Annotated in this window: 12 protein-coding genes; 4 read left to right on the top strand and 8 right to left on the bottom strand. The window is 66.2% G+C overall.

Annotation, left to right across the window (positions count from 1 at the left end; all coding sequences use genetic code 11):
* Nucleotides 1-47: 47 nt before the first annotated feature.
* Complete coding sequence (locus I9018_RS27330; RefSeq protein ID WP_241108006.1) at nt 48-953, bottom strand: LysR family transcriptional regulator; 906 nt, start codon at nt 951-953, stop codon at nt 48-50.
* A gap of 93 nt (nt 954-1,046) precedes the next feature.
* Complete coding sequence (locus I9018_RS27325) at nt 1,047-1,820, bottom strand: SDR family oxidoreductase (protein ID WP_068575812.1); 774 nt, start codon at nt 1,818-1,820, stop codon at nt 1,047-1,049.
* 162 nt (nt 1,821-1,982) lie between these two features.
* Here I9018_RS27325 and I9018_RS27320 point away from each other — a divergent pair, with 162 nt between their 5' ends.
* Nucleotides 1,983-2,588, top strand: coding sequence for a flavin reductase family protein (locus tag I9018_RS27320; protein ID WP_241108005.1), 606 nt, complete (start codon nt 1,983-1,985; stop codon nt 2,586-2,588).
* 137 nt (nt 2,589-2,725) lie between these two features.
* Nucleotides 2,726-3,220 carry a YbaK/prolyl-tRNA synthetase associated domain-containing protein gene (locus tag I9018_RS27315; protein WP_241108004.1) on the top strand — a complete coding sequence of 165 codons (495 nt, stop codon included), beginning with the start codon at nt 2,726-2,728 and terminating at the stop codon, nt 3,218-3,220.
* A gap of 6 nt (nt 3,221-3,226) precedes the next feature.
* On the opposite strand, the gene I9018_RS27310 is transcribed toward I9018_RS27315, so the two are convergent.
* Entirely contained in the window at nt 3,227-4,111 is an 885-nt protein-coding gene (locus I9018_RS27310) for a LysR family transcriptional regulator (protein ID WP_068575819.1), read from the bottom strand.
* Between the two features lie 95 nt (nt 4,112-4,206).
* Between I9018_RS27310 and I9018_RS27305 the strand changes: the two genes are divergently transcribed.
* The gene (locus I9018_RS27305) at nt 4,207-5,613 is read left to right on the top strand and encodes an MFS transporter (protein ID WP_241108003.1); all 1,407 of its coding nucleotides are present in this window, start codon (nt 4,207-4,209) and stop codon (nt 5,611-5,613) included.
* Between the two features lie 5 nt (nt 5,614-5,618).
* On the opposite strand, the gene I9018_RS27300 is transcribed toward I9018_RS27305, so the two are convergent.
* Entirely contained in the window at nt 5,619-6,548 is a 930-nt protein-coding gene (locus tag I9018_RS27300; RefSeq protein ID WP_241108002.1) for a DMT family transporter, read from the bottom strand.
* 102 nt (nt 6,549-6,650) lie between these two features.
* Between I9018_RS27300 and I9018_RS27295 the strand changes: the two genes are divergently transcribed.
* Nucleotides 6,651-7,550: a LysR substrate-binding domain-containing protein gene (locus I9018_RS27295; RefSeq protein ID WP_068575827.1), complete on the top strand. Its 900-nt coding sequence runs from the start codon at nt 6,651-6,653 to the stop codon at nt 7,548-7,550.
* Nucleotides 7,551-7,553: 3 nt separating this feature from the next.
* Here I9018_RS27295 and I9018_RS27290 read toward each other — a convergent pair whose 3' ends face one another.
* From I9018_RS27290 to I9018_RS27275, 4 genes are all read right to left on the bottom strand, one after another.
* The gene (locus tag I9018_RS27290) at nt 7,554-9,788 is read right to left on the bottom strand and encodes an ATP-binding protein (RefSeq protein WP_241108001.1); all 2,235 of its coding nucleotides are present in this window, start codon (nt 9,786-9,788) and stop codon (nt 7,554-7,556) included.
* Complete coding sequence (locus I9018_RS27285; protein ID WP_241108000.1) at nt 9,785-10,399, bottom strand: biliverdin-producing heme oxygenase; 615 nt, start codon at nt 10,397-10,399, stop codon at nt 9,785-9,787. Before I9018_RS27285 ends, I9018_RS27290 begins: the two co-directional genes overlap by 4 nt.
* Before the next feature lie 252 nt (nt 10,400-10,651).
* A complete protein-coding gene (locus tag I9018_RS27280) occupies nt 10,652-11,044 on the bottom strand; it encodes a cupin domain-containing protein (protein WP_241107999.1) in 393 nt (130 codons plus the stop codon).
* A gap of 79 nt (nt 11,045-11,123) precedes the next feature.
* Complete coding sequence (locus I9018_RS27275; protein ID WP_241107998.1) at nt 11,124-11,933, bottom strand: AraC family transcriptional regulator; 810 nt, start codon at nt 11,931-11,933, stop codon at nt 11,124-11,126.

The raw sequence follows: 11,933 nt of genomic DNA, 5'->3' as shown, positions 1-11,933 counted from the left end.
GGGGCGCCTTCATCTCATGACTCGCTGCCCTTGGGCAAGCCCGTCGCTCATGGTTCCAGGTGTGGCCGGACCAGTTCGGCAAACCATTCGATGAATACATTGAGCCGCCGCGAGCGATGGCGCCGGTCGGGGTACAGCGCGCAGATGTCCATCGGTGCCACTGGCAGCCCGTGCAGAACTTGCACCAGCTCGCCACGGTCCAGCAGGTGCTGCACATCGAAGCGCGGCACCTGGATCAGCCCCAGTCCCTGGCGGCAGCAGGCGATGTAGTTTTCCACGTTGTTGACGATCACCCGGCTGGGCAGGCTGAGCAGGTGCTCGCGCCCTTCGAGCTGGTATTCCCAGGGTTGCTCGCGGCCGGTGTCGGGAGAGGCGTAGCCGATCATCCACTGGCCGTTCTGCAGGTCCTGGGGAGTGTGGGGTTCGCCATGGGCGGCGAGGTAGCCAGGGCTGGCGCAATTGATCAAGGCCAGTTGCCCCAGGGGGCGGGCCACCAGGCTGCTGTCGGCCAGGCTACCGACACGGATCGCGCAGTCCACGCCTTCCTGGACCAGGTCGATACTGCGATCGCACGCCCCCAGGGCCAGTTGCAGGCCGGGGTACTGCGCCAGCCACTGGGGCAGCGCTGGAACCACCAGGCGCCGGGCGATACGGCTGGGGACGTCGATGTTCAAGCGACCGCTGACATCCACTTGGCGATGCTGGAACAGCAGGTTGAGTTCTGCCGCGTCGGCCAGCAGGCGGCGGGCCCGTTCCAGGAGAATGGCACCGTCGGCGGTCAGTTGTACGTGGCGAGTGGTGCGGTGCAACAGGCGGGTACCCAGGCCGGTCTCCAACTGCTGTACTGCCGATGACACCGTGGCCCTGGGCAATTCCAGGACATGGGCGGCCTTGATGAAGCTGCCCATGTCGGCCACCTGGATGAATACCCGGTACTGCTCAAGTTTATCCATCGTCACAACTGTCCTGGTTCGGGGAATGCCGGTTGACTTCAGCCTGGGGCTACGTGCAGCCCGGCAGGCCAATTTACCCCTTGAGCGCCAGGATTACTTGGTGGTGTAGCCGCCGTTGATCAGTAAGGTCTGCCCGGTGATCCACCAGCCTTCAGTCACCAGATGGCGGATGAAAGGCACCACGTCCTCGATATCGGTAAGGCCGGTCTTGCTCGAGGGTGACAGCGCCGCAGCGCTCTTGTGGTAGGCCACGGCATCGGCACCTTCGGCCGGGTAGAAGAATGGCGTGTCCATCGGCCCCGGTCCCACCGCGGTCACCGAGATACCACGGGCACCGAACTCCTTGGCCGCTGCCCGGGTGAAATGCTCCACCGGAGCCTTGGAACCCCCGTAGGCGGCATAGAAAGGGGTGAAGGCGCCCAGCAACGAAGTCACCAGGGTCACCAGCTTGCCGTTGTCTTCCAGGTGCTTGCCGGCCTCCTTGATGAAGAAGAAAGCGCTCTTGGCGTTGACCGCGAACATCTGGTCGTACTCGTCTTCGCTGATCTCGACGATGGGTTTCTTCAGGACCTTGCCCACGGTGTTGATGGCGATATCGATCTTGCCGAAGCGCGCCTTGGCTTCGCTGAACAGGCGCTCCACAGCACTGGCACTGGTCAGGTCGGCCTGCCAGGCATGGGCCTGGACTCCCAGCTCCTGGAGGGCGGCCAGGGTGGCTTGGGCATCGTTCTGGCTGGCATCGCTGTTGTAGTGCACGGCCACGGCCCGGGCGCCGTGGCGGGCGAGGTCGCGGGCAATCAGGCCGCCGAGGTTTTTCACCCCTCCGGCGATCAGCACCACTTTGTCGTTCAGGGAATGGTCGGCCATGGTGCGCATCCTTCAACTGTTGAAATGAAGGTTGAGTCTAGTGTCTGGGGCGCTGTGGATAAGCCGCCGGGCGCTGGACGGATAATCCAGGAAATCCATCCAATCGACCCATCTGCACCGCCAGGGAGTGGCGCTACAATCGCTTTTTTTCAGGAGCCTGCCATGCCCGCATTTCGTCGTTCGGTCCCTCTGGACAAGGCCTATCGTCTGCTCAACCACGGTCCCACCGTCCTGGTCAGCGCCGCCCATGAAGGGCAGCGCAACATCATGGCCGCCGCCTGGGCCATGCCCCTGGATTTCCAACCGCCGAAGGTCGCGGTGGTGCTCGACAAGAGCACCTGGACCCGGCAACTGCTGGAGGCGTCCGGCAGCTTCGTGCTCAACGTGCCTTGTGTGGAACAGGTCGATATCACCCAGAGCCTGGGCAACAGCTCAGGGTTGGAGATGAGCCGGGCCGGTCGCGACAAATTCAGCGCCTACGGCCTGGCCACCTTCGCCGGCCAAGCCTGTGCCGCGCCGTTGCTGGAAGGTTGCGTGGCCTGGCTGGAGTGTCGATTGCTACCCGAGCCCCACAACCACCAGCAATACGATTTGTTCCTCGGCGAAGTGATTGCCGCCCAGGCCGACTCGCGAGTGTTCAGCGAGGGGCGTTGGCACTTCGACGGCCATGATCGGCTGCGCACCCTGCACCATGTGGCCGGCGGGCATTTCCTGGCTATTGGCGACAGCCTTGACGGGCGCCAGCTACCGTTGGCTGGCGATGTGTGAACCAGGGACTGGGCGTAGCCGCGCAGGCGTTGCCGTCTAGGATCGTCCATGCCGGTGCGCTTGTAGCTGCGCGGTGCTGGCCAGCGCCCCTGGCGGGTGTTTGAATCGGCGCCGGGCATTTCTAACAAGGGATTTTTATGCACGATGTTTTTCAGCGCCTGGTGCAACTGTTGGACAGTCACCAGGCCCGTTACCGGGTGATCGAACATCCGGCCGAAGGGCAGTCGGCGCGGGTCGCCGAGATTCGCGGCACCGAGCCGGGCCAGGGGGCCAAGGCCATGCTGTGCGGCCTCAAGGGCGGTGGCGATGCCTACGCCCTGGTGATCCTGTCCGGGGACCAGAAGCTGGACATGAAGAAAGTCGGCGCGGCCCTGGGAGGCAAGAAAGCCCAGCTCGTAGCGCCGGAGCTGGCCCGGGAGCTGACGGGCTGCGTGATCGGAGCCATCCCACCGCTGAGCTTCGATCCACGGATCTTGCTGATCGTCGATCCGCAGCTGACTTCGCGCTATGAACAAATCGCCTTCAATGCCGGGCGCCTGGATGCATCCATGGTGCTGTCCACCGAGGACTACCTGCGGATCGCCCAGCCGCGCCTGCTCAGTGTGACCCAGGATGCGCCGCAAGAGGGCTGACGTGCCTTACCAGCTCACCTGGCCCAGGGCCGCGGCGAATGTGGTGAGTTTTGCCGAGCACTGGCGCGAGGGCGGGTAGACCAGCGACAGCTCGCGGCTGCGCCCGTCGTATGCCTGGAGAATGGGCCGCAGGCGCCCGTCGTCCAGGGCCTCGCGCACGGCGAACTCCATCAGTTGGGCGATGCCGAAACCACCCAGCACGGCGTCCACCAGGGCGTCGCCGATATCGAAGATCAAACGCCCCGTGACCGCCAGGTCCAGGGGCTTGCCCTGGTCCATGAATTGCCATTCCACCAGCCGGCCGCTGCGTAGGTTGCGCACGGCCAGGCAGTTGTGGCGTTGCAGCTCGGCCAGGTCCCGAGGCGTGCCGTGGCGTTCCAGGTAGGCCGGCGCCGCCACCGTGACCCAGCGCAGCGGCGCCAGGGGGCGGGCGATCAGGCGCTGGTCCTGGATGGTTCCGGTACGCAGCACGGCATCGAAACCTTCGTCGACGATATCCACGATCCGGTCGGTCATCACCGCCTCGATGCTCAAGGCCGGATAACGCTCGGTCAGGCCGCCGATCACCGGCATCACCACCTTGCGTCCGAACAGTGAGGGTGTGCTGATCTTCAGCACGCCGGTGGGCGAGTCGCGGCGTTCCAACAGCAGGCTCTCGGTCTGGACCAGTTCCGCCAGCAGCGGCCCGGCACGCTCCACCAGCATCTGGCCGTCCGGGGTCAGGCTGACGCTGCGGGTGTTGCGTTGCAGCAGGCGCACGCCCAACTGCTGTTCCAGGCGCGAGATGGCCCGGGACAGGCCGGACTGGGTCAGCCCCAGGTCCCCGGCGGCGCGGGTGAAGCTGCGGGTTTCGGCCACTCGGACCAGCAGGCGCAGGGCGTTCAGATCCATGATTAAAGTCATTACTGAAAGAAGGGAGGGCTTGTTTATCATTTAAAGCGCATCGATGAAACTGGCCGCCGTCATTTCATCCGAGGAGTCCCGCGATGTCCGCGAACCCACTAGCCAAGCCGTCGGGCTGGATGCTGCTGTTGCTGGCCACGGCCCAGCTGATCATTGCCCTGGACGCCACCATCGTCTTCGTTGCCCTGCCGGAGATCGGCCAGCACCTGGGTTTTTCCGCCCAGCAGCTGCAATGGGTGGTCAGTGCCTACAGCGTGACCTTCGGCGGCTTCCTGCTGCTGGGCGGCCGGGCGGCGGACCTGTTGGGCAAGCGGCGTTTCTACATCGTCGGCCAGGGGCTCTATGCCCTGGCGTCGCTGGCAGGCGGCCTGGGGGGCAGCGCCTTGTGGCTGGTGCTGGCGCGAGCGGTGCAGGGCGTGGGAGGGGCGATGCTGTTCCCTGCGACCCTGGCCCTGATCAATACCTACTACGCCGAAGGCCCGGCGCGTAACCGTGCCTTCGCGGTGTGGAGCGCAGCGTCGGCGGCCGGGCTGGCCCTGGGGGCGCTGCTGGGGGGCGTGCTGACCCAGTACTGGGGCTGGGCGGCGGTGTTCCTGGTCAACGTGCCCCTGGCCGGTGCGTGTGCATGGCTGGCCCGGCGCTGGATTCCCTCCGATCCGCCGCGCCAGCGCGGGCGCCAGTTCGACCTGCCGGGCGCCTTGAGCGTGACCCTGGGCGGCACCTTGCTGGTGTTCGCCATCGTCCAGGGGCCGGAATGGGGCTGGGCCGCCCCGGCGACCCTGGCCTGCCTGCTGCTGGCGCTGGCCTTGCTCGGGTTGTTCCTGCGTATCGAGCGCCTGGGGCGCGACCCGTTGATGCCCCTGCGCCTGCTGGGTTATCCACAGCTGCGCATGGCGATGCTGATCACCGCGTTGTTCATGAGCAGCTTCGGCGTGCAGTACTACTTCCTCAGCCTGTACTTCCAGCAGGTCTACCAGTTCAGTGTGTTGCACAGTGGCCTGGCCTTCCTGCCCTCGACGGTGCTCTGCACCCTGGGCATCTGGCTGGGCGAGCGGGCGCTGCGGCGCGCCAGCCTGCGGGCAGTCCTGGTCTGCGGCTTGCTGGCCGGGGCCCTGGGCATCGGCATGATCTACCTGGCGCTACCGGGCAGCCGGGGTTTTGTCGGCCTGTTACCCGGGATCGTGATCATGAGCATCGGCCAGGGCATGACCTGGAACACCATGTGGATCTCGGCGGGGCAGGGCATTGCCGCGACCGAGCAGGGCGTGGCGGCGGGCGTGGCCTCCACCAGCCAGCAGATCGGCGGCGCCCTGGGCCTGGCCTTGCTGGTGTCCTTGGCCAACACCCTGGGCCCGGTGGGCAACCAGGCCTATGGCATCGAACTGGCCACCGCCGCCAGTGCCCTGTTGGCGTTATTGGGCGCCTTGCTGGCCCTGCGCCTGCCCCGCTCCCCGGTGGCGCTTCCGGGTTGTTCTGCGGCCTCGGGTTGAGGCCCTTAGTGAGCCTGGGGCAGGTGCCGACGCACCGCCCAGAGCACGCCGGCCAGCAACAACAACGCCGCGCTGGCTTGCAGCAAGCTCGGCAGGTGCTGCAGGCAGATGAAGCCGTAGAGCAGGGCGAACAGGGTCTCGAACACGATCAACTGGCCGCTCAGGGTCAGTGGCAGGCGCCGGGTCGAGGCATTCCACATACGATTGCCGAACCACGAGCCGAGCACCGCGCTGCACAGGCTCAGGCCCCAGAACAGCATCCAGCGCTGGTCGCTGGCCTCGCTCCGCGTGCCCGGCCACTCCAGGCCCTGGGCCAGCAGCCAGACCACGGCGCTCATCAGGCCGGTGGTGATGCCCCACAGGCTCGACCACTGGCCGCTGTCGAAGCGGCTGCTCTTGAGGTAGCGGGCGTTGTCCTTGGCGAACCAGGTCCAGCACAGCAGCGCGCCGAAGGCACACAGCAGGCCCAGGGCCCGCTGGCCCAGCTCCGGCGAATCGCCCTGGGCGGTGAGCAGGGTGTCGAGGTTGATGCAGCAGATCCCACCGAACACCAGCAGCAGCGGCCAGCGCAGGCGCCGCAACGGCACCGCGTCGGCATCCCCGCGCCCGGCCAGGGTGATGGTCAGGGGCAAGAGGCCGACGATCAGCGCGGTACTGGCCACGCCGGCCCACTGAATGGCGCTGGCCAGCAGCATGAAATAGATCAGGTTGCCGGTCAGTGCCAGCTTCACCAGCAGCAGCGCGTCGTTCCAGGTCAGGCGTTGCAGCAGCTCGCGAGCCTGGGACGCAGCCAGGAGCAGGGAGAATGCGCCATACAGGGTGAAGCGGGCGCAGCTGAGCATCAGCGGGCTGAACTCCGGCAACAGGCTGGGCACCACAATGGCCAGGCCCCAGACCGCACCGGCCAGGACCGCATAAGCAACTCCGCGTTTCATGCACACACTCGCAGCGATTCTTCAAGGTGCGCAGGCTAGTCATTGCTGACCGGATGGACAAAGGATATATAGGCACCTACCTATTCTCCTGGGGAATGCCTAATGAGTCGCTTCGCCCGGCACTTGCCGCCACTGGAAACCCTGGTGACCTTCGAAGCGGTGGGCCGCAACGCCAGCTTCACCCGGGCCGCCACCGAGCTGTGCCTGACCCAGAGCGCGGTGAGCAAGCAGATCCGCACCCTGGAGCTGTCGCTCAAGACCGAGCTGTTCGAGCGCCAGGCCCGGGGGGTGAAGCTCACTGCCAGCGGCGCGGCGCTGTTCGCCCAGGTCAGCACCCAACTCGAAGCCTTGCTGCGCAGCGTCACGCGGTTACGGGCCGGGCGCGATGCCAACACCATCACCGTGCAATGCACCCATGCGGTGGCGCAGTTCTGGCTGTTCCCGCGCTTGTTGGCATTCAACAAGCAGCACCCGGAGATCACCGTGAGCATCCACGCCAACAACGACATGGACGAGTCCAGCGTGGCCGAGCATGATTTCGGCATTCTCTACGGGCCGGGGCACTGGTCGTCCCTGGCGGCCACGCCGCTGTTTGCCGAGATCGTCTACCCCATCGCCAGCCGGCGCCTGGAGTTGCCGGTGGTCAGCGAGCTTGGGCAGTTGGCGGCCTTGCCGCTGATCCAGCTGGACGCCTCGGCCTGGAACTGCATCGACTGGCGGGACTGGTTCCGTCACTTCGGCCTGGACTACAGCGCGCCGCCGGGAGCCCTGGGCTTCAATCAGCTGACCTTGATGTTCAGCGCCGTGCAGCAGGGGCTGGGGGTGGGCCTGGGCTGGGATTTCATGGCCCGCGACGGGGTGGCCCAGGGCGAGTTGCTACGGGTTGGCGACTGGGCGTTCCACACCGGCCAGGCGGATTTCCTGGTGCACCTGCGCAACCGGCGCCTGTCGGCCAGCGGCCAGTTGTTCCATGACTGGCTGGTGGCCCACGGCGCCGAATGAGGGTCAGGCCCGGGGCACGCTGAAGCGGAATTCGCTGCCCTTGCCCACCTCGCTGTAGGCCTGGATCGTGCCACCGTGGGCCTGGACGATGCCCTGGGTGATGTACAGCCCCAGGCCGGTGCCGTTGGGGTTGCCTTCCTTCATGGTCCAGTAGCGGTCGAAGATGAACGGCAGCTGGTCGGCGGGGATGCCTTCCCCGGAATCGCGGACGCTGAACACGATCTGCTCGCCGTCGGACATCGCCACCACCCCGACCTTGCCTTGCTTGGGGGTGAACTTGATGGCGTTGCCCACCAGGTTCGACAGCACCTGGAACAGCCGCTCGGGGTCGGCGTGGATGGTCAGGTCCGGCTCGGCGTGGAAACTGATATCGATGGACTTGTCCAGGGCCAGGGGCGCCAGCAGCGAATAGGCTTCCTCGAAGATCTGCGCGACATCCAGCGGCTGGGGGGCGATGCGGTAGCGCCCGGCCTCGATCTTCGAGGTGTCCAGCAGATCCTCCAGCAGGATGTTCATGCGGCTGGCGGCCTGCTGCATGGTGTCGATGGCCGAGGAGATGCGCCGCGAGGTGTGGGGGCCGTCGGAGCTGAAGGCTTTCTGCATCATGCCGCAGAGCATGGAGATCACGGTCATGGGGTTGCGCAGGTCGTGGGACACCACCGCCACCAGCTCGTCCCGGGCGCGCACTGCCTGTTGTTCGCGCAGCACCTGGCGCGCCAGGTCGTGCTCCAGGGCCGAGCGGCGCAGGTCGTTGGCGGCGAAGCGGTCGCCGTGGCTCCACTTGTTGGAGATCCCGGCCATTTCCACTTTCCAGATCTCGAACGAGGTACGCGGTCGCAGGCGCAGGCCGGCGTCGGAGTTCTCCAGGTCCAGGGGCTTTTGCGGGTTGCCACTCCAGTTGATGTTTTCCTTCACCTCGGGCCGGAACCACAGCACGCCGTTATCCACAGGCTTGGGCAGGCTCATGGCCAGGACACCGCTGGCCACCTGTTGATAACTGGCCGCCGGCGGGTAGACGCTGGCCAGGTGGTGAGTGGCGAACACCGGTTGCCCGGACGCTTGCAACCAGCGGTGCAAGGCACGGATTTCAGCCTCCGGCGGGCAGTTGCCGAAGCAGTGCAGCTGGCGATCCTCGATGATCGCCACGCCGCCGGCCCGGGTCAGCTCCAGCAACTGCCCGGGCTCCTGGGCCAGGCTGGCGAACACGCTGCCGCTGGCCTGCGCCATGGCCTGGTTGAGGCTGGCCAGGGTGGCGAGCTTTTCCTCGCGCTGGCGGCTGACTTCCAGGGCTTCCATGGCGCTGATCTGCAGCGACAGCACCTGGCCGATGGTCTGGCAGGCGATGCGCAACTCGTGGGGCACCAGCAGTGGCTGGCGGTTGCCGCAGCTGATCAGGCCCCAGAGCTGGTCGTCCTTGAGCAAGGAGATGCTCATGGACGACAGCACACCCATGTTCTTCATGTACTGGCAGTGGATCGGCGACACGCTGCGCAAGGTGGCGAAGCTCAGGTCCAGGGCCTGTCCGGTGTCCGGGCGCAAGGTCGGCACCAGCGGCACCGGCTGGTAGTCGGCATCGGGAATGATCCGCAGCCAGTTGCTGCGGTACAGCTCGCGGGCCTGCTGGGGAATGTCCGAGGCGGGGAAGAATAGGCCGTTGAACACTTCCATGGTCGGCCGCGTGGCCTCGGCGATCACCTGGCCGTGGCCTTCGTCTTCGAAGCGATAGATCAGCACCCGGTCGTAGCCGGTCATGGCCTGGATCTCGCTGACGCTGATGGCGTACAGCTCTTGCAGGGTCTTGGCGGTCTGCAGGCGACGCAGCAGGCGCCCGAGGTTGTCGGTGCGCTGCTTGAGCTCCGGGGCCTGGTGCTGTTCGAGCTGGTGCTCCAGTTCCAGGATCAGTACGTCTTGGTGCCGGTGCAGCAAGGCTTCGAAGCGCCTGCCATGGAGCTCCAGGTACAGCGGCGGGGCATCGAGCAAGTGTTGCAGTTGCAGCCGTTGGCGAATGCTCTGGGTGTGTTCGGTGCCCAGGAGGCTGTCCAGGGGCTGCTCGACGACTTGCTCGGCGCATTGGCCCAGCAGGGTCTCGACGTTGGCGCTGACCTGTCGGATGCGCAACCCTGGCTCGTCCAGGGTCAGCAGGACGCCGTGGGGCTGGATTGCGCCCGGGGAGCGGATGGGTTCGTTGGCGCAGTTGGCCAGCAACTGCTCGAAGGCCTGGGAATCCTGGGGGGTCATAGCAGCACCTCGCGGCTGTCGAGCCAGCGCTCGAAACAGGCAAATGTGGATTGTGCGGCGTCCACTACTTGCTGGCGTGCGCTGGTGTGGCTGGGCATGCGGCCCAGGTAGTCGAGGAAATCCTTCCAGCGCCGGCCGGTAAGGGCGCCGTAGACGTCGAGGAAGGCTCCGCCGTTGCCGGCATCCAGCGCCAGGCGCCGGGCCATTTCGCGGCGCAGGATCTGCCCGCCCAGGGTCGCGCCTTCCAGCACGTAGAGGGTGCCCAGGCAGGCGCCCGGAGTGTCCAGCCGGGGCAGCTGCGGGCAGCGTGGCAGGTGGTCGATTTCGGTCTGGTTCAGGCCCAGGGCCAGCAAGTCGCCGTGCAGCGCTGGAGTCTTGCGCCGCAGTTGCGGCTCGTACCCGGCCGGAATCAGCCCGCTTTGATCCAGGGCCGCCTCCAGGGGCTGGTAGAACCCGTAGTAGGCCTGGACCAGGCGCTGGTACCAGGCAGCGTCGAGCTGCTCGGAGAAAAATGGCAGGCGTTGTTCCAGGGCCACATGCAGGGTCGCGGTGCCGGCGCGCAGGTCCTGGAGCAGGAAGGAAGCGGCAGTGTCTTGATGCGGTTGGGGCATTCAGGGATCCGGGAGTCGCTGCGGTAGGTGGATGCGCCATGGGCGTCATCGAGCACCGGGACCAGGCAGTGGTCCCTGCAATGGAGCCATCGCACGGAAAAGAACAGGAACGTCACTTTACCTGTGGTTTGCCGGAGCGGCGCAGATTTTTCATCGCTCCGGCAAACGGTCATGGGTAGTCGATCGACGGCCTACCGCAGCTCTGACTCCGACAGCACGGCATTAATTCCCCTGGCCGGCTGTCGGGCGGGGTCAGATCCAGACGTCGTTCAAGGCGGTACGTTCGCCGCCCTGGTCTCCGGTATTGAGCACGCCACGGGGTTCGATCAGCAGCAGCTTGACCTCCTCTTCGGACCAGGGCTTGTGCTCCACCCCCCGGGGCACGACGAACATCTCGCCGCTGGCGATGGACACCCGGCCGTCGCGGAAGTCGATGTGCAGCAGGCCGTCGAGGACGATGAAGGTTTCGTCGGTCTCGGCATGGGCATGCCAGACGAACTCGCCTTGCAGCCTGGAGATCTTGAACTGGTAGTCGTTCATCTCGGCGATCACCTTGGGCGTCCACTGTTCGCTGAACAGGCCGAGCTTCTGGGCGAAGTTGATGCTCTGGTATGGGCGTTGCGCGGTGCTGGCGGGATTGTTCATGGGGGCTCCATATCGCTGGTGAATGAGCGCCCAGGGTAGGTCATGACCGGCGGTGGATTCTTGAACGATTGTGCGTGGCTCAGCGGCCGAGCATCTTCAGCCAGCGTGCCGGTGGCAGTCCATAGGCCTGGCGGAACTGGCGGGTCATGTGGCTCTGGTCGGCGAAGCCGGCAGCCAGCGCGGCGTGGGCCAGGGGCTGGCCCTGCACCAGCAGCGCCCGGACCAGGTCCAGGCGGCGCATGCTCAGGTAGCGGTAGGGGCTGGTGCCGAACAGCAGGCGAAAATCCCGGGACAGGCTCCAGCGATCGCGCTGGCTGTGGGCGGCCAGCTCATCGAGGGTCAGGGTGCGGTCCAGGGCACTGTGGATGTATTCCCGGGCACGTTCGGCGGCCTGGTAGTCGAAGCGCTGGCGCGGCGCCGCGACCCCGGATACCCGGTTGAGCGCGTGGGCCAGGTCGAACAGGGCATCTTGCTGCTCCAGCGGGTCCATCGTGTGTTCGACACTGCGCAATAGCGCGTCGGTGGCGGCGAACAGGCGTGGGTCGGCGGACAGCCCACCAGCGATGAAGGGCAGGGGTTGGTCACCGAGGATCTGCTGGATCAGCGCGGGTTCGACATACAGCATGCGGTAGTGAAAGCCATCCTGGGTGCCGGCTTCTCCATCGTGGGCTTCGTCGGGGTGCAGGACCATGGTTCCGCCCGGCAGGCTATGGCGCCAGCCGCCGCGGTACTGGAAGCTCTGTACCCCGCGCAGGGTGCGGCCGATGGCGTAGGTGTCGTGGCGATGCATGTCGTAGCCGTGCCCGGCGAAGTACGCTTCGATGCGCTCCAGGCCCTGGGCGGGTGGTGCGCGGTGAACCCAGTCGGTGGGGGTGGCAGGTCTGGCCAT

The organism is Pseudomonas sp. MPFS (assembly GCF_022537035.1).
In the GTDB taxonomy this organism is placed as follows: Bacteria; Pseudomonadota; Gammaproteobacteria; order Pseudomonadales; family Pseudomonadaceae; genus Aquipseudomonas; species Aquipseudomonas sessilinigenes.
Note: the sequence above shows the minus strand (reverse complement) of the source record. Positions and strands in the feature narration are given on the sequence as shown.